The organism is Arcobacter venerupis (genome assembly GCF_013201665.1).
GTDB classification, from domain to species: domain Bacteria; phylum Campylobacterota; class Campylobacteria; order Campylobacterales; family Arcobacteraceae; genus Aliarcobacter; species Aliarcobacter venerupis.
In genome coordinates, this window is the sequence record NZ_CP053840.1 from 2,687,996 (window position 1) to 2,705,485 (window position 17,490).

Annotated in this window: 12 protein-coding genes, 3 tRNA genes and 3 rRNA genes; 4 read left to right on the forward strand and 14 right to left on the reverse strand. The window is 32.5% G+C overall.

The genetic code is table 11. The features are described from left to right. Positions 1 to 78: 78 nt before the first annotated feature. From glnA to AVENP_RS13365, 4 genes are all read right to left on the reverse strand, one after another. Positions 79 to 1,506, reverse strand: coding sequence for a type I glutamate--ammonia ligase (gene glnA, locus AVENP_RS13350; RefSeq protein WP_128359749.1), 1,428 nt, complete (start codon positions 1,504 to 1,506; stop codon positions 79 to 81). A 116-nt stretch (positions 1,507 to 1,622) separates the two neighbouring features. Further along, positions 1,623 to 2,414: a histidinol-phosphatase HisJ gene (gene hisJ / locus AVENP_RS13355; RefSeq protein ID WP_128359750.1), complete on the reverse strand. Its 792-nt coding sequence runs from the start codon at positions 2,412 to 2,414 to the stop codon at positions 1,623 to 1,625. 19 nt (positions 2,415 to 2,433) lie between these two features. Then, positions 2,434 to 2,889, reverse strand: a complete 456-nt coding sequence (locus AVENP_RS13360) for a molybdopterin synthase catalytic subunit (protein WP_128359751.1) — start codon at positions 2,887 to 2,889, stop codon at positions 2,434 to 2,436. 3 nt (positions 2,890 to 2,892) lie between these two features. Continuing rightward, positions 2,893 to 3,114 carry a MoaD/ThiS family protein gene (locus tag AVENP_RS13365; RefSeq protein WP_128359752.1) on the reverse strand — a complete coding sequence of 74 codons (222 nt, stop codon included), beginning with the start codon at positions 3,112 to 3,114 and terminating at the stop codon, positions 2,893 to 2,895. Between the two features lie 70 nt (positions 3,115 to 3,184). On the opposite strand from AVENP_RS13365, the gene AVENP_RS13370 reads away from it, so the two are divergent. Both AVENP_RS13370 and AVENP_RS13375 read left to right on the forward strand, forming a co-directional pair. Beyond that, positions 3,185 to 3,847: an MqnA/MqnD/SBP family protein gene (locus tag AVENP_RS13370; protein ID WP_128359753.1), complete on the forward strand. Its 663-nt coding sequence runs from the start codon at positions 3,185 to 3,187 to the stop codon at positions 3,845 to 3,847. Then, positions 3,844 to 4,611 carry an undecaprenyl-diphosphate phosphatase gene (locus AVENP_RS13375; RefSeq protein WP_128359754.1) on the forward strand — a complete coding sequence of 256 codons (768 nt, stop codon included), beginning with the start codon at positions 3,844 to 3,846 and terminating at the stop codon, positions 4,609 to 4,611. The genes AVENP_RS13370 and AVENP_RS13375 overlap by 4 nt, the downstream gene beginning before the upstream one ends. On the opposite strand, the gene AVENP_RS13380 is transcribed toward AVENP_RS13375, so the two are convergent. Both AVENP_RS13380 and AVENP_RS13385 read right to left on the reverse strand, forming a co-directional pair. Next, entirely contained in the window at positions 4,591 to 5,622 is a 1,032-nt protein-coding gene (locus AVENP_RS13380; RefSeq protein ID WP_128359755.1) for a UDP-N-acetylglucosamine--N-acetylmuramyl-(pentapeptide) pyrophosphoryl-undecaprenol N-acetylglucosamine transferase, read from the reverse strand. The genes AVENP_RS13375 and AVENP_RS13380 overlap by 21 nt on opposite strands. After that, positions 5,619 to 6,866: an FtsW/RodA/SpoVE family cell cycle protein gene (locus AVENP_RS13385; protein WP_128359756.1), complete on the reverse strand. Its 1,248-nt coding sequence runs from the start codon at positions 6,864 to 6,866 to the stop codon at positions 5,619 to 5,621. Before AVENP_RS13385 ends, AVENP_RS13380 begins: the two co-directional genes overlap by 4 nt. Before the next feature lie 28 nt (positions 6,867 to 6,894). Between AVENP_RS13385 and AVENP_RS13390 the strand changes: the two genes are divergently transcribed. After that, positions 6,895 to 8,814 carry a peptidoglycan D,D-transpeptidase FtsI family protein gene (locus AVENP_RS13390; RefSeq protein ID WP_128359757.1) on the forward strand — a complete coding sequence of 640 codons (1,920 nt, stop codon included), beginning with the start codon at positions 6,895 to 6,897 and terminating at the stop codon, positions 8,812 to 8,814. 1 nt (position 8,815) lies between these two features. Beyond that, a complete protein-coding gene (locus AVENP_RS13395) occupies positions 8,816 to 9,325 on the forward strand; it encodes a peptidylprolyl isomerase (protein ID WP_128359758.1) in 510 nt (169 codons plus the stop codon). On the opposite strand, the gene AVENP_RS13400 is transcribed toward AVENP_RS13395, so the two are convergent. From AVENP_RS13400 to AVENP_RS13435, 8 genes are all read right to left on the reverse strand, one after another. Next, positions 9,308 to 10,237 carry a tetratricopeptide repeat protein gene (locus tag AVENP_RS13400; protein ID WP_128359759.1) on the reverse strand — a complete coding sequence of 310 codons (930 nt, stop codon included), beginning with the start codon at positions 10,235 to 10,237 and terminating at the stop codon, positions 9,308 to 9,310. The two genes, AVENP_RS13395 and AVENP_RS13400, sit on opposite strands and share 18 nt — an antisense overlap. Positions 10,238 to 10,310: 73 nt before the next feature. Beyond that, positions 10,311 to 11,423 carry an NB-ARC domain-containing protein gene (locus tag AVENP_RS13405; RefSeq protein WP_128359760.1) on the reverse strand — a complete coding sequence of 371 codons (1,113 nt, stop codon included), beginning with the start codon at positions 11,421 to 11,423 and terminating at the stop codon, positions 10,311 to 10,313. Between the two features lie 175 nt (positions 11,424 to 11,598). Beyond that, a tRNA-Thr gene (locus tag AVENP_RS13410) sits at positions 11,599 to 11,674 on the reverse strand. Positions 11,675 to 11,867: 193 nt separating this feature from the next. After that, positions 11,868 to 11,983 (reverse strand): 5S ribosomal RNA (gene rrf, locus AVENP_RS13415). A 218-nt stretch (positions 11,984 to 12,201) separates the two neighbouring features. Further along, positions 12,202 to 15,114 (reverse strand): 23S ribosomal RNA (locus tag AVENP_RS13420). A 361-nt stretch (positions 15,115 to 15,475) separates the two neighbouring features. Further along, positions 15,476 to 15,551, reverse strand: a tRNA-Ala gene (locus AVENP_RS13425). A 29-nt stretch (positions 15,552 to 15,580) separates the two neighbouring features. Then, positions 15,581 to 15,657, reverse strand: a tRNA-Ile gene (locus tag AVENP_RS13430). 96 nt (positions 15,658 to 15,753) lie between these two features. Continuing rightward, positions 15,754 to 17,270 (reverse strand): 16S ribosomal RNA (locus AVENP_RS13435). Together the 16S, 23S and 5S rRNA genes with 3 tRNA genes alongside form the textbook arrangement of a ribosomal RNA operon. Between the last annotated feature and the right edge of the window lie 220 nt (positions 17,271 to 17,490).

Sequence of the window (17,490 nt, forward strand, 5' to 3'; positions counted from 1 at the left end):
AAACTAATCATTATATTTTAGATATAAAAAAAGGGTAAGTTTTAAAACTTACCCTTTTTTATTTTGGTAAATTAAATACTAACAAGAATATGTAGTTTTTAACTCAAATGGAGTAGGTCTTGCTTCATTAGGCCATACTTGAGTTTCAAATTTATAATGTTGGTATGTATCAACCATATCTTTTGTAAATACTGGTTGTAAGAAATCATTATCTCTAACTAATGCTTCTAATGCACCTCTTAAAGTATGAGGCATTTGAGGGATTCCTCTTTCTCTAATTTCATCTAATGGTAATTCATATAAATCATCATCCATTGGTCCAATTGGTTCAAATTTATTTTTAATACCATCTATTCCAGCCATTAACATAGCAGAGAATGCTAAATAAGGACAAGAAGTTGAATCTGGGAATCTCATTTCAACACGTACAGCTTTTTCACCAGCTCCATAAGGAATTCTACAAGATGCAGATCTATTTTGTGAAGAGTAAGTTAAAATTGAAGGTGCTTCAAATCCTGGAATTAATCTTTTGTAAGAGTTAGTTGATGGATTAGTAAATGCAGCAACTGCTCTTGCATGTTTAAACACACCACCAATATAATGTCTAGCCATTTCTGAAAGATTTCCATATTCACCTTGTGTGTAGAATAAGTTTTTACCATCTTTCCAGATTGATTGGTGTACGTGCATTCCATTTCCATTATCACCATAAAGTGGTTTTGGCATAAATGTTGCAGATTTACCATTTAAATGTGCAACCATTTTGATTACATATTTTAATTTTTGAACATTATCAGATGCTTCAATTAAGTCACCAAATACAACACCTAATTCATGTTGACCTTGTGCAACTTCATGGTGTCCTAAAACAACTTCTAAACCAACTTGTTCTAATACTTGCATCATTTCAGCTCTTAAGTCAACACCTGTATCAATAGGAGCTACAGGGAAGTACCCACCTTTAGTTCTAGCTCTGTGACCCATGTTCCCGCCTTCCATATCAGCAGCATCATTCCACTCACCATCTTCAGTATCAACTCTATAATATGATTCATTTGCTTTATCAATGATTTTTACATCTTCAAATACAAAAAATTCATTTTCTGGACCAAAGTATGCAACATCTCCAACACCTGATTCAGTTAAAAAAGTTAATGCTTTTTTAGCAATAGATCTTGGACATTTTTCATACATTTCATTTTTGTAAATGTCGTAAACATCACAAATTACAATGATTGTAGAATCAGCAGTAAATGGATCTAAAAATGCTGTACCAACATCTGGTTTTAATAACATATCTGATCTATGAATTGGTTGCCAAGCATCAATTGATGAACCATCAAAAGGCATTCCATTATCTAATTGAGAAGCACTAACCGCACTCATCATATAAGTTACATGGTGCCATGTACCTTTCATATCAGTAAATCTAAAATCAACAAATTTTACTTCATTTTCTTTACAATAAATAAAAAACTCTTCAGTATTATTAACAAACTTTCCCATAGGTTTAACTCCTTCAAAATTATTTAAAACATTTTATCTAAAATAGTATAAAATAAAATAAAACAGCTGTATATTTTTTAAACAACTATAATAAAAATATAATCTAATATCTATTTTTAAAACCTTATTACTTTTTTTTCTCTATTTTCAAAACTAATACATTCTTTAAAGCCTATTTCCTTCGCAAGAGAGGCAGCTTTCGCATACATAAATCCAACTTGCTCAACACTATGGGCATCTGAACCAAAGGTAATATCAATTCCCATTTCAAAAGCCAATTCAAGTAATTGTTTAGAAGGATATGTTTCATTAATAGGTTTTCTCAATCCTGCTGGATTAATTTCTAAAACCATATTTGATTTTTTTATTTCATTTAATGCATCTTTTGCAAGTAATCTAATATCTTTTTTTGGTAAAAATTTGAAAACTTTTATTAAATCAAAATGTCCAACAATATCAAATAGGTTTGTTTTAGCCATTGATTTAATTGCATCAAAATATTCAATCCATATTGCATCAATATCTTTTGATTTATAAACACCGATAAATTCAGGATTATCAAAACCCCACATATCATTTTTATTTTTCAAGAAATGTACTGAACCAATTAAATAATCAACCTTAGCATTTTTGATTTCATCTAAAACATAACCATCTAAATAATCTACTTCATAAGCTAATAGAACTTTAATTTTATCTTTATATTTTTCTTTTGCATCAAGTACCCATCTCTCATACAATTGTTTTTGAGAAATGTCCATTCTATATTTTGGATCGTAATTCATTGGTGCATGGTCAGAAAATCCATACTCATCAATACCTAATTCAATTGCTCGTTCTAGATATTCATCAACACTACCTTCTGCATGATTACATAAAATTGTATGATTGTGTAAATCTACTCTCATTTTTTATCCTGTTTTATACTCATAATAAAATACCTGCACCACTTATTGCAGTGCTTCTATCTTTTGCATAAACTCTTTGTTTATTTATAATATCATATTTCCATATTGGAGCTTGTGCTTTAAAATCTTCAACAAATTCATCAATTAACTCTAAAGCAACTCTTCTTTTTGGGCTACAAACAGCTGCAATATAAGAGCTTTCATGATTAAAAACATCTCCACGGCTATGCGCCATTAAAACTATTGCATTTTTATCATTTGCTATTTTTTGCCACTTATCAAACCATGAGTTTAATATAGGTTCATAAATATCAAAGGATAAACCCTCAATTTTATTTTCATCTCTTACTACTCCCACAAAAGTAATAATTGCTCCATAATTTGAATTTTTGTATTTTTCATACCAAGAGTTAGTAATCTTTTCTACAGGTAAACAGCCATCAAATAAATGTAAAAATTCTTTTCTATCCAGCATTATTCAACCACCACAAACAGGAGGAAGTAAAGAAATTTTATCACCATCACTTAATTTTATATCTTTTGAACAAATTAGTGTATCATTAATTGCAACTGCACAAGTTTCAAGCCATGTTGAAACCTCTTTATCATTTTTTAAAATTTCACTCAATTGCGATAAATTATCTATATCTAAATCCATATCATCTTTATTTATTGGTCCTAGAAATTCTATTTTAACCATTTTAACCCTCTTTTATAATATTTGTATTACCATATCAAAAAAATTTTACCATAATAAGGACAAATATTTCATGATATTTGCAAAAATAGATTTTATTAATTTACTTCCCTTTCACATATTTATCAAAAAAAACATTAAATCTTCTCAATTAAAAGCTAGTATTGAGTATAAAAAATCTTATCCATCTTTAATAACTAATAAATTTAAAAAAAGAAAAGTTGATAGTGCATTTATATCTTCTATTGCTTCAAGAAATGAAAAATTCTTAAATTTTGGAATTGTAGCACATGATGAAGTTTTATCGGTTTTATTAGTTCCAGGAGTTGAACAAAGTGATTATCAATCAAAAACATCAAATGCACTTGCAAAAGTTTTAGACTTAAAAGGCAAGGTAATAATTGGAGATAAAGCACTAAATTTTTACCATGAAAATAAAGATGAAGAAAAAATAGATTTAGCTAAACAATGGAAAAACAAATATAATCTACCTTTTGTTTTTGCAGTACTATGTTTTAATGCAAATGAAAAAGCATTGACAAAACTTACAAAAAACTTCAATAAAAAATATATTAAAATTCCTCAATACATACTAGAGCAATACTCAATTAGAAGTGGTGTTTCAAAAAAACATATTCTTGAATATCTTAAAAAAATAGATTATGACTTAGGAATAAAAGAAAAAAGAGCTTTAAAACTCTTTCTAAAATTAACAAAAGAAAAAGGATTAAAATGACAATTTTAGACTCTATTATTCTAGGAATAATAGAAGGATTTACAGAATTTCTACCAATATCATCAACTGGCCATATGATTGTTGCTAGTGAATTTTTAGGATTAGAACAAACAAGTGTAAATAAAGCTTTTGAAGTTATTATTCAATTTGCAGCAATATTGGCTGTAATATTAACATATCCATCAAAATTTACTTTTAAACATATTGATTTATGGACAAAAGTATTTATTGCATTTTTACCAATTGCAGCTCTTGGTTTTATATTTTCTAAACAAGTTAAAGCTATGTTTAGTTTAGAAATTGTCGCAATAATGTTTATAATAGGTGGAATTGTTTTTTTAATTGTTGAGAAATTTTATAAAGAAGAAACTACACATACTCTAGATGTTGAAGATGTAACATATAAACAAGCAATTTGGATTGGAATTGCACAAATATTTGCTTTAATTCCAGGGACAAGTAGAGCAGGAGCAAGTATTATTGGAGCAATGTTAGTAGGACTTAATAGAAAAACAAGTGCTGAATTCTCATTTTTATTAGCTTTTCCTGTTATGTGTGCAACAACTGCTTATGATATATTAAAACATCACGATGAACTTTTAGTTGGTGGTAATTTATTACTTTTATTAGTTGGATTTGTTGTATCTTTTGTTGTGGCGTTTTTAACAATAAAAATATTTCTTAAATTCCTAGAAAAGTTTACTTTCGTAGCTTTTGGAATTTATAGAATTATATTTGGGATTTTACTTCTTATTATTTTCTAAGATAATATTTAAAATTAAAGATATTGCATTTGAATTGATTGAACCAATTAATTCAATGCTTATTTTGTGAATATCAGAATTTACAGCTTTAAAAAAATCTTCTACATTTAAATTTTCTTCTCTTTGTAAAAAACATAAACCTTTATCAAATAAAACTTTTGCATTATAATATTGATGGTCTCCTGCTGCATATTTAAATGGAATAAAATATGTAGGCAATGAATTCGCACACAATTCCCATAAAGTTGAAGCCCCTGCTCGACTAACTGCAAAATCAGCTGTTGCCATTTTATTAGGTATATCTTTTGAAAAATCAAAAACATCTGCACTTATATCTAGTTTTTTATATTCAGCTTTTACTCTTTCAAAGTCATTTTTACCTGTTTGATGAATAATTTTTATTCCCATTTCAGTTAAAGTTGGTGCAACTTTTAAGGCAAAATCATTAATACAAACAGCACCTTGCGAACCGCCAAAAAAAGCAATAGTTTTTATTTTATCTCGTACTCTTGCTGTATCAAAAAACTCTTTTGCAACTGGATAATCTTTTACTAAAGAGTTTTCGTCAAATGAAGAGAAAACTTCAGTTGCAAATTTAGAAGTAATTTCATTTAATTTACCCATTTTTGAGTTTTGTTCATGAATATATAATTTACATCCAAATTTTAAAATTGATGCAAAAGTTCCTGCAGCTGCTGAAAATCCTCCAACAGAAATAACAGTTTTTACATTGTATTTTGCATAAAAACTTAAACAATATAAAGTTTTTGAAAATATATTTAATAAAGATAAAACTTTTCCAAATGAGCTTTTATTAACAACGCCTCTTGTATCCAAAAAAATAGCCTTTTTTAATCTTCTATCATTTTCAAACCAAGCTTTATCTTGTCCATTTGAAGAACCAATAAAAATTACATTTATGCCTCTATTATGAAACTCTTCTATAAAAGCATCTGCAACTTTTAAATGCCCACCTGTTCCACCACCTGTAACAACTACTGTTCCATTCATTTATCTTTGACCTTTTTAATAACTTTCTCTTCTTTTGCAACTCTACTAATTGATAATACTAACCCAATAGCTAATGCCACGGAAAGCATTGAAGAACCTCCATAAGATAAAAGAGGAACAGCAATACCTTTTATTGGAATCATCCCTGATATTCCATATGAATTGATTAAAAATGCAATAATTATCATTAATGCAATTCCTAATGTAAATAGATGATAAATTGGATTTTCTACTCTTCTACTAATTTTAAAAATTCTCCAAATAATCAAAAACATAATTGTTGAAATTAACATTAATCCAACTAAACCTATCTCTTCAGTCAGACCTGCTAAAACGAAGTCAGTATGAACTTCAGATAAAAATCCAACTTTTAAATCACCTAATGCAACACCTTGACCAAAAAAGCCACCATTATGAATCGCATTTAATGAGTGAGAAACCTGATAAGGTTCAGGTAAATCATCAATTCTAAGGTATGTCTCTGCCCATGAAGGCAAAACCGATAGAATACCATCTTGAACCATTGCCCACCAAGAGTGAATCCTTTGAATTCTATGTGGTGCTACAATAATTAATCCAAATACTCCAACAATTGCAATAGTTCCTAAAGTAAGAAATATCTTAAATGACCTATTTGCAAAAATTAGTAAAACAACCATAATAATTGCAAGTAATACAACTTGACCTAAATCTTTTTGTAAAAATGCAATAATAAATACAACAATAAAAAAAGTAAAAAAATACGGTGCTAATAGCAACATCTCTTCTATCAATCCAATTTTTTTAGGTTGATGAATAACTTTTCTATGAAAAGACCAAGATAAAAAATATATAAATCCTATCTTAAAAAATTCTACAGGAGATAATGAAAACCCAGGAAGCCTAATCCATCTATTTGCTCCCCCTGATTCAGTCACCATAAAACCAGGTAAAAAAGGCATTAATATCATAATGATAAAAAAACCTATAAAAAGTCCCATCCCAATTTTTTTAACTATTTTATCTGGATCTAATAAAGAAAAATACCACATAATAAAAATGGCAGAGATTCCTACTAATCCTTGTCTTATGAAAAAGTGGAACTGATCATATCCAAAAAAATCTACAGTATAAACGGTTAAAGAATATGAAAAAACTATACTTACGATAATTAATATTGACACCAAAATAAATAAAGGGTAGTCAGCTTCATTATTATTTAAATTATTGTTATTTGCTTTAATATTAGTTTTGTTAAAATACATTTCTCATTATATAATAATATGGATAAATATGCCTTCAAAAAAAATCGAAAAAGTTGATAAAACAAAAAAAATAGTGATACTATTTTCATTTATTTTTTTATTCCTATGTATTCTATTTTTTTCAGTGTTTCGAACAATAACTGAAAAAAGACATATACCCTCATTAAAGGGAGAAAAATCAGAGTTATCAGTAAGAGGAGATATAATTAGTTCTGATAATTTTAAGATTGCTTCATCTAAAAAAGTATATAAAGCAATGATTGATACAAGGTATCTTGATCCCTTAAAAGAAGAACTTTTTTTAAATCTTTTTTCAATTTATAGTGGAATTGATTATAATACATTAAAAGAAAAATTAGCTGAGGGAAAAAAAGACCCAGGAAGTTTAGTTCTTTCATATAGTATTGATTCAAGATCTGCAAAAAACTTAAAAGAATTAGCTTTTAAATTAATCCAATTAGATGTTTTCACAAGTAAACAAATAAATGGTGTAAAAATACTAAGAGGTTTAACAGTTAGTGAAAGTGGTGAAAAAAGAACATTTTCATATAATGACACTCTAACTCCTGTTGTAGGATATATTTCAAAATTTGAATCAGAAGCAGGAAAAACAAAAGTTAATGGGATTAAAGGTTTAGAAAAATATTATAACAAAGTATTAAATCAATCAAAAGATGGGATTTTGCAAGGAGATAGAGATGTATTATCATATATCTCATTTGACAAAAATTCAATTATTAGAAAAAGAGTAGATGGAGCAACTTTAAATTTAAATATTCCATTAAAGCTTCAAAAAAACAATGAGCTTACACTTGATATGTATAAAAAGAAACTAAGTGCTGATGAAATTATAGTTTCAATTATGGAAAATAAAACTGGTAAAATCATTACAATGGCTTCATCAAATAGATTTAATCCTGAGAAAATCGCAAAAGAAGATATTCCAAATTTAAATGTTAATGCTATTGAATACCAATACGAACCAGGTTCTGTTATAAAGCCAATTTCAATATCACTTGCCCTTGATAAAAATTTAGTAAAAAGAAATGAAAACTTCTATGCTTTTAATGATGGGGTTAAAGGTTCAAAAGGTACATTTCCAAAAGGTGCATATAAATTAGGTAGATTTACTATCAAAGATGACCATGAATTCTCTAAACATAATTTATCAATTGATGACATCGTAATGTATTCTTCAAATATTGGCACATTACAAATCGCACAAAGATTGTCTGGACCTGAATTCTTTGAAGGTATGAAAAGATTTGGATTTACAAGAAAATCAGGTATAGATTTACCATATGAAAAAAAGGGTGTAATGCCTAAAATTTGGCAATTTTCAGCTGGAGACAAAGATAAAAAAGATAATGTTTTTAAAGCAACTGTATCTTTTGGTCAAGGTATGACATCAACATTTATTCAATTAATTAAAGCCTATTCCACATTTAACAATGATGGATATATGATTACACCTAGAATCGTTTCCCACTTAACATATGACAACAATCAATATAAAGCTAATGATAGTAAACCTGAAAGAATAATCTCAAAACAAACTGCTGATGAGATGAAAAAACTTTTAGTAAGAACTGTTGAAGAAGGAACTGGTAGGTCGGCAAGAATAGAAGGTTTAGAAATTGGAGGGAAAACAGGAACTGCACAAATAGCTCGTGGTGGAAAATATTTAAAAGAATATATTTCTTCTTTTATTGGTTTTGTAAATGATGAACATAATAACTCATACACTATTGGAGTTACTGTTTTTAATCCAATATCAACTGGTGTCAACTGGTATTATCACTACGCTGCATCATCTGCTGTTCCTGTATTTAAAGAAGTAATACAAAATTTAGTAAAATTAAATTATTTAATACCCAAAGAAAATATAATTTTTGACAAAAATATAAAAGACGATATAATGCCACCTGATGAAAACTTAAAGGATTAGAATGTTCGGATTTAAAAAAGAATTAAAAAAATATAATTTAACACAAGAAGAATTAGCAAAATTTGGCTATGCAAAAATTACTACTGAAAATGGAGTAATTTGGATTAAACTATTTAATCAAGAGACTCCGACTGCTGTATCAAATTTTGCAACTTTAGCAAATGATGGTTTTTATAATGGATTAAACTTTCATAGAGTAATTCCAGGATTCATGGCGCAAGGTGGTTGTCCAGAAGGTTCTGGTGCAGGAGGTCCTGGATGGTCAATTGAGTGTGAAACAAAAGCTGAAAAACAAGTTCACAACAAAGGAAGTTTATCAATGGCTCACGCTGGTAAAAATACAGGAGGAAGCCAATTTTTTATCTGTTTTGTACCTTGTCCTCATTTAGATGGTGGTCATACTGTATTTGGTGGAATTGAAGAAGATGATAAAAATAGTTTTGCTGTACTTGATGCAATCAAACAAAAAGATAAAATCATTTCAATTGAGATTTTAGAAAAAAGAGATTAATTCTCTTTTTCTAGTCTTTACAGTATTTCCTCTTTTTTTGTAGTTTAGCTTTAAATTTTGTTCTATCTTTTTTATAAATCTAATTGCTTCAATTGTTTCTTTATTTTTATATTCATATAAACAATAAATATTTCTTGCTTTTTCCATATAGACTTTTGCAATTTTGCACTCTTTTAAATCTCTGTAAATAAATGCCAAATTATTATAAACTCTTGCTAATTCAGGATGATTTTTATCTAATATATGTTCACTTATTTCCAAAGATTTTTTTGCATAATCTAATGAGAAATTGTATTTTTTTAAATTATAATACACTAAAGATATATTTCCATAATCAATTGATAGTGAAATATGGTTATTAACCAATATCTTTTCACTTATTTCTAATGCTTTCTTTGCATAATCCAATGATAAATCATATTTTTCTAAATTTCTATATATCATAGATATATTTCTATAACGGATTGCTAAAGAAAAATGATTACAATCTAATATATTTTCAGAAATTTCTAAAGCTTCTTTTGCAAATTGAAGGGATAATTCTATTTTTTTTAAATCAGAATAAATCAATGATATATTATTATAACTTACTGCTAAATCTTTTTTTAATACTTTTTTATTTTTCCGTATAATTATTGCTTGATTATGTAATTCTAAAGCTTCATTATATTTTCCCAATTCTCTAAATATAACTGCTTTTAAATTCAAACCTTTTGCATATTCATTCACATCTTTCCCAAATAACTTTTCTCTTAAATATAACATCCTCTCTTGTATATCTAAAGCCTTTTCATACTTTGCAAGGGAATAATACAAAAATGTTAAAGAATCATTTAATCTTATTAAATACTCATCTTCATTTATTCCATAATCATTTAGAAAAGATTCAATAATAGGAATATAATAAATCAAACTAATAGCATTTACAGTAGAATCATCTGGATTAATAAAATTTGAAACTCTTTTAAATAGAAGTTTTACTTTTTCATAATCTAAAACTATTTTCTTTTTTATCTAACCAGCCATTTTTTTCAAGTTTAATCAGTTTATTTTTTATATTTTCATCATCAAAACATTTTCCAAACACACTAATGTCAATCTCAAGGGATGAAAAAAGTGAAAGCATTAATAACAATTCTTTTAAATCCTCTTTTTTCAAGCTCTCATATTGTCTATTAAAATTATCTTCTAAATGCTCTTGAAATATTTTTGCATCATCAATATCTATATCTTTTAGTTTTTTCTTTTTCAACTCTTCAAGGATAATAAATCCATTTCTAAGTGACTTTGCCGTTAGTTTTATAAACAATGGATGATTTCCCAAATACTCTTTTACAATATCACCTATCTCTTCATCTGTGTTATAGTTTAATTTAAATAAATCTATTGCATCAGTATCATTTAAAACATCTAAATTTATCTGATTTATTTCATCAATATTTTTAAGTCTTGTAGTTATTAATAAATCAAAATTATGATTTAAAAGTTTTAGTTTTTCAAAATCCTCTTTTGATTCTAAATTATCAAGTATAAAAAGATTTTTACCACTTATATTTTGTAATCTTTTTATAACCGTATCAATTGTGCTATCTTTATCTAGTTCTAGTTTTTCTTTAAAAGAAGTAATCATCAAACTTTCAAATGTAGTTTTCTCGGAAATCTCTAAAAATATAATATTCTCATATTTATCTTCATTTAAAAACATATATTTTCTTACAATCTCACTTTTTCCAACACCACCAATTCCATTTACGATTAAAGTCACGTTACTCTTTTGCAACATAACATCAATTTTATCTAAATCTTCTTTTCTACCAATAAACTCTGTATTAACACTTGGTTTAATAGTCCAATATCTATCAATATCTCTGATTTGTTTTTTCTCACTTATTTCAACAGAATTATGTGGTATTAACTCTTCAATAAGTTTTGGTAAATCACTATGTTCTTTATAAGTAATTATTTTAATATTTTCACTCAAATTACTTATAACTTTATCTTCTTTTATTATCAAATAATGATTTCTTCCATGCCCAGCATATAAATCTAATATATCTTTTATAACATTAAATTCATGCCCATGTATATTCAAAACCATTGGTTTTGTTTGTTCATCTGAAACAACTTGAGAAAGCTTAAAATTATTATCTAAATATAGAGCCTGTACATTATCACTCTCATATGCTTTTTCTAAAACGCTATCATAGTTTGTTGAGATTATAAATAAAGAAAAACATTAAATAAGGGCTAAATAAAGTAAAAGTTAGGGATGGTGGTGCTCACAACAGGATTTGAACCTGTAACCTCTTCCTTACCATGGAATTGCTCTACCGTTGGAGCTATGCAAGCAAAAGAGAATAATAAAGAACTAACTGAATATGTGTATAGAGTTAGTGTAAATATAAAAATAAAGATCAATTATACTAGAATAATAGGATAATAAAAAATGAATATAAAAATAACCTAAAAAGCGGGTTAAAAAAAAAGCTTAGCATTGAATACTTTGGTAAGTATAAAAAGCTAAGCTTTAAAAAAACTCAAGAGCTGGCAGCGGCCTACGTTTCCACCAGGGGACCCGGCAGTATTATCGGCGATGAAGTGCTTGACTTCCAGGTTCGGAATGGGACTGGGTATTTCCACTTCTCTATAGCCACCAGCAAAGTTGAGTGTAAAAAGTAAATAAACATAAGATAAATCAATATGTATTGCTCTTTACACTCAACTCGTAAAGGAGTTAAGAAAAAATAATGTTAAAGTCTTATACGCGCTTAAAAAAATATTCATTTTTTCAAGGTAACGCTAGTTTTTTCTAAAAAAACACAATTTGTATTAAATATAAGAAATATATTTAATAAGATAGTAAACCAAAGAATTTGTTAAATAAGCCAAACGTTCTATTAGTACTGGTCAGCTAAACGCCTTACAACGCTTACACATCCAGCCTATCAACCAGTTAGTCTTACTGGGAACTTCAGGGAAAGTTAATCTTAGAGTTGGCTTCGAGCTTAGATGCTTTCAGCTCTTATCACATCCGTACGTAGCTACCCAACGATGCTCTTGGCAGAACAATTGGTACACCAGTGGTACGTTCATCCCGGTCCTCTCGTACTAGGGACAAATCTCTTCAACTTTCCTACGCCCACGGAAGATAGGGACCGAACTGTCTCACGACGTTCTGAACCCAGCTCGCGTACCGCTTTAAATGGCGAACAGCCATACCCTTGGGACCTACTTCAGCCCCAGGATGCGATGAGCCGACATCGAGGTGCCAAACCTCCCCGTCGATGTGAGCTCTTGGGGGAGATCAGCCTGTTATCCCCGGCGTACCTTTTATCCTTTGAGCGATGGCCCTTCCACACAGAACCACCGGATCACTATGACCGACTTTCGTCTCTGTTCGACTTGTATGTCTCACAGTCAAGCTAGTTTATGCCATTATACTCAACTGGCGATTTCCAACCGCCATGAACTAACCTTTGTAAGCCTCCGTTACTTTTTAGGAGGCGACCGCCCCAGTCAAACTACCCACCAGACATTGTCCTGATACAAGATAATTGTACGCAGTTAGTAACTCAAATATTCAAGGGTGGTATCTCAAGGATGGCTCCGACTCTACTTGCGTCTAGTCATCATAGCCTCCCACCTATCCTGCACATGAATATCCAAGCTACAGTGTCAAGCTGTAGTAAAGGTGCACGGGGTCTTTCCGTCTTTCCGCGGGTAGGAGGAATTTTCACCTCCACTACAATTTCACTGGATCCCTGGTTGAGACAGCTCCCATCTCGTTACGCCATTCATGCAGGTCGGTATTTAACCGACAAGGAATTTCGCTACCTTAGGACCGTTATAGTTACGGCCGCCGTTTACTCGGGCTTCAATCAAATGCTTCGCTTGCGCTGACATCATCAGTTAACCTTCGAGCACCGGGCAGGCGTCACACCTTATACATCCACTTACGTGTTAGCAAAGTGCTGTGTTTTTGGTAAACAGTCGGGAGGGACTCTTTGTTGCAACCTCTCTAGCTTTCTGGAGCAAGTCCATATACCAAAGTAGGCACACCTTATACCGAAGATACGGTGCTAGTTTGCAGAGTTCCTTAACCAGGGTTCTTCCACGCGCCTTAGAATACTCATCCCACCCACCTGTGTCGGTTTACGGTACGGGCAACATACAATATACTTAGTGGCTTTTCTTGGCACGACAGTATCATCGATTCTCCATCTCCTCCGAAGAGTGTCAAGAGCCTGTAAGATCTCGGCCTAATGTAACCCGGATTTGCCTAAGTTACAGCCTACGTCCTTCGACCCACTATTCCATCAGTGAGCTCGATTAACTCTATGCGTCCCCACATCGCGCTTGTATGTTGGTATTGAAATATTAATCAATTTGCCATCGTCTACCCCTTTCGGACTCGACTTAGGACCCGACTAACCCTACGATGACGAGCATCGCGTAGGAAACCTTGGGTTTTCGGCGTTGAGGATTCTCACCTCAATTATCGCTACTCATGCCTGCATGCTCACTTCTATCCGCTCCAACGCTCCTTGCCGGTACATCTTCAACGCTGAATAGAACGCTCTCCTACCACTCGAATAAATTCGAATCTAAAGCTTCGGTGCACATCTTAGCCCCGTTATATTTTCCGCGCAGAATCACTAGACCAGTGAGCTGTTACGCTTTCTTTAAAGGATGGCTGCTTCTAAGCCAACCTCCTGGTTGTCACAGTAACTCCACATCGTTTTCCACTTAGATGTGACTTAGGGACCTTAGCTGTTAGTCTGGGTTGTTCCCCTCTCGACGGTGGATTTTATCACCCATCGCCTGACTCCTGTGATTCCACATATAGTATTCATAGTTTGATAGGGTTTGGTACCGCGGTAAGCAGCCCTAGCCCATTCAGTGCTCTACCCCTATATGCTACAACACAAGGCTATACCTAAATATATTTCGGAGAGAACCAGCTATCACGAAGTTTGATTGGCCTTTCACCCCTATCCACAAGTCATCCGGAGACTTTTCAACGCCTATCGGTTCGGTCCTCCACTGGCTCTTACACCAGCTTCAACCTGCTCATGGATAGATCACTTCGTTTCGGGTCTGCAGCATCTGACTAATTCGCCCTATTAAGACTCGCTTTCGCTACGGCTTCGTACTTGACTTAACCTTGCCAGACACCACAACTCGCAGGCTCATTATGCAAAAGGCAGTCCATCACCCTGATAAATCATAGGGCTCTGAATGATTGTAAGCTAATGGTTTCAGGTTCTATTTCACTCTCCTCGCTGGAGTACTTTTCACCTTTCCCTCACGGTACTTGTTCACTATCGATCTGTAAGTAGTATTTAGGATTGGAGGGTGGTCCCCCCAGTTTCAGTCAAAATATCACGTGTTCCGACCTACTCAGGATACCATTAGAGCTATTGAAAATTTAAATTACAGGAGTTTCACCTTCTATGCTACACTTTTCCAAGTATTTCATCTATCTTCTTTAGTCTCATATCATGGTCCTACAACCCCCAATGCAAGCATTGGGTTTGTCCTAATCCGCTTTCGCTCGCCGCTACTGACGGAATCTCGTTTGATTTCTCTTCCTCTGGCTACTGAGATGTTTCACTTCACCAGGTTAGCTCCCCGTAGGGTAACATAGTTCTCACTATGCTGGGTTGCCCCATTCAGAAATCCCCGGATCAAAGCTCTTTGGCAGCTCCCCGAGGCTTATCGCAGCCTAATACGTCTTTCATCGCCTCTTACAGTCTAGGCATCCACCATTAGCCCTTAATAGCTTATTAATAAATAGAGTTAAACTCTATCGCATTTTTGATAATATTCTTTGGCTACTATCTTATTAAACATATTATTTAAAATATATCAATAAAATTAGTTGTGTTCTATCTATTTCTAGATAATTAAAATTTTTGTTTTTAATTATTAGTTCTATTAGAATAAATTCTTTTAGTTCTTTTAATTAAACGAAAAAATTAAAGACTTTAACATTATATTTTTAAATATCATTGTTACTTAAAAAAATTTACATCTTTTCAAGGCAACATTTTTGATTCGAAAATCAAATATAAATTCAATCTTTTTGAACTTATATTTAACTTTTTTATCATTTCTTCTAATTATAACTTTTAGCTTATTTTTAATAGGTGGTGGAGAATAGCGGGATCGAACCGCTGACCTCCTGCGTGCAAAGCAGGCGCTCTCCCAGCTGAGCTAATTCCCCACACTGATTAATCTTTTAAGATTATTTAATGGTGGGCCTATCAGGACTTGAACCTGAGACCTCACGATTATCAGTCGAGCGCTCTAGCCAGCTGAGCTATAGGCCCATTTTTCTACCTATTTAAATAATCTTTATAAACCGAATATAAAAACTCTTTCTTTTTAGTTTTAAGACTAGAAACGAATCTAGTCTCAATTCTCTGAAAGGAGGTGATCCAACCGCAGGTTCTCCTACGGTTACCTTGTTACGACTTCACCCCAGTCGCTGAATCCACTGTGGAAGGTAGCTATTTTAGCATCCCCGCTTCGAATGAGTTCAACTCCCATGGTGTGACGGGCGGTGAGTACAAGACCCGGGAACGTATTCACCGTAGCATAGCTGATCTACGATTACTAGCGATTCCAACTTCATGTAGTCGAGTTGCAGACTACAATCCGAACTGGGAGATATTTTTGAGATTTGCTCCACGTCACCGTATTGCGGCTCTTTGTATACCCCATTGTAGCACGTGTGTAGCCCTGGACGTAAGGGCCATGATGACTTGACGTCGTCCTCACCTTCCTCCTACTTGCGTAGGCAGTCTCATTAGAGTTCTCAGCCGAACTGTTAGCAACTAATGACGAGGGTTGCGCTCGTTGCGGGACTTAACCCAACATCTCACGACACGAGCTGACGACAGCCGTGCAGCACCTGTATATAAGTTTCTGCAAGCAGACACCAATCTATCTCTAGAAAGTTCTTACTATGTCAAGTCCAGGTAAGGTTCTTCGTGTATCGTCGAATTAAACCACATGCTCCACCGCTTGTGCGGGTCCCCGTCTATTCCTTTGAGTTTTAATCTTGCGACCGTACTCCCCAGGCGGCACACTTAATGTGTTAACTGCATTACTGCAAGGTCTAGCCTCACAACAACTAGTGTGCATCGTTTAGGGCGTGGACTACCAGGGTATCTAATCCTGTTTGCTCCCCACGCTTTCGCGTCTCAGCGTCAATAATGTTCCAGTAGATCGCCTTCGCAATCGGTATTCCTTCTGATCTCTACGGATTTTACCCCTACACCAGAAATTCCATCTACCTCTCCCACATTCTAGATATACAGTTTCAAAAGCAGTTCAATAGTTAAGCTATTGGATTTCACTTCTGACTTATTTATCCGCCTACACGCTCTTTACGCCCAGTGATTCCGAGTAACGCTTGCACCCTCCGTATTACCGCGGCTGCTGGCACGGAGTTAGCCGGTGCTTATTCATATGGTACCGTCATTATCTTCCCATATAAAAGGAGTTTACGCACCGAAATGTGTCATCCTCCACGCGGCGTTGCTGCATCAGACTTTCGTCCATTGTGCAATATTCCCCACTGCTGCCTCCCGTAGGAGTCTGGACCGTGTCTCAGTTCCAGTGTGACTGATCATCCTCTCAAACCAGTTAAGCGTCATTGCCTTGGTGAGCCATTACCTCACCAACTAGCTGATACTGTACAGGCTGATCCTAGAGCTATAAATATTTCCCTTGCAGACTTCTGTCTTAAAGGCATATAGAGTCTTAGCAGTCGTTTCCAACTGTTATCCTCTTCTCTAGGGCACATTACCTATATATTACTCACCCGTGCGCCACTTAGCTGACAATTATAGCAAGCTATAATCCGTTCTCGTTCGACTTGCATGTGTTAAGCACGCCGCCAGCGTTCACTCTGAGCCAGGATCAAACTCTCCATAAATTGAAGTTTTTGAACTTGACTTCTTCTGTATTATTTTACTATTACAAAATTATCACTCATAGTATAGACAAGTTATATGTTTTACCATATTGTTCTTGTTTGTTTTTATATTTTTAACATTTATTCTTATTTTACATCTGTAATAAATAACAGATTTTTATAAGAGTCTCATATTCGGTTTATAAAGATTACTTTACAAACGTTATAATTATTTTTAAAG

Coding starts and splice junctions, on each gene's coding strand:
- glnA (WP_128359749.1), bottom strand. CDS start 1,506: ATGGGAAAGTTTGTTAATAATACTGAAGAGTTTTTTATTTATTGTAAA.
- hisJ (WP_128359750.1), bottom strand. CDS start 2,414: ATGAGAGTAGATTTACACAATCATACAATTTTATGTAATCATGCAGAA.
- AVENP_RS13360 (WP_128359751.1), bottom strand. CDS start 2,889: ATGCTGGATAGAAAAGAATTTTTACATTTATTTGATGGCTGTTTACCT.
- AVENP_RS13365 (WP_128359752.1), bottom strand. CDS start 3,114: ATGGTTAAAATAGAATTTCTAGGACCAATAAATAAAGATGATATGGAT.
- AVENP_RS13370 (WP_128359753.1), top strand. CDS start 3,185: ATGATATTTGCAAAAATAGATTTTATTAATTTACTTCCCTTTCACATA.
- AVENP_RS13375 (WP_128359754.1), top strand. CDS start 3,844: ATGACAATTTTAGACTCTATTATTCTAGGAATAATAGAAGGATTTACA.
- AVENP_RS13380 (WP_128359755.1), bottom strand. CDS start 5,622: ATGAATGGAACAGTAGTTGTTACAGGTGGTGGAACAGGTGGGCATTTA.
- AVENP_RS13385 (WP_128359756.1), bottom strand. CDS start 6,866: ATGTATTTTAACAAAACTAATATTAAAGCAAATAACAATAATTTAAAT.
- AVENP_RS13390 (WP_128359757.1), top strand. CDS start 6,895: ATGCCTTCAAAAAAAATCGAAAAAGTTGATAAAACAAAAAAAATAGTG.
- AVENP_RS13395 (WP_128359758.1), top strand. CDS start 8,816: ATGTTCGGATTTAAAAAAGAATTAAAAAAATATAATTTAACACAAGAA.
- AVENP_RS13405 (WP_128359760.1), bottom strand. CDS start 11,423: ATGGTTTTGAATATACATGGGCATGAATTTAATGTTATAAAAGATATA.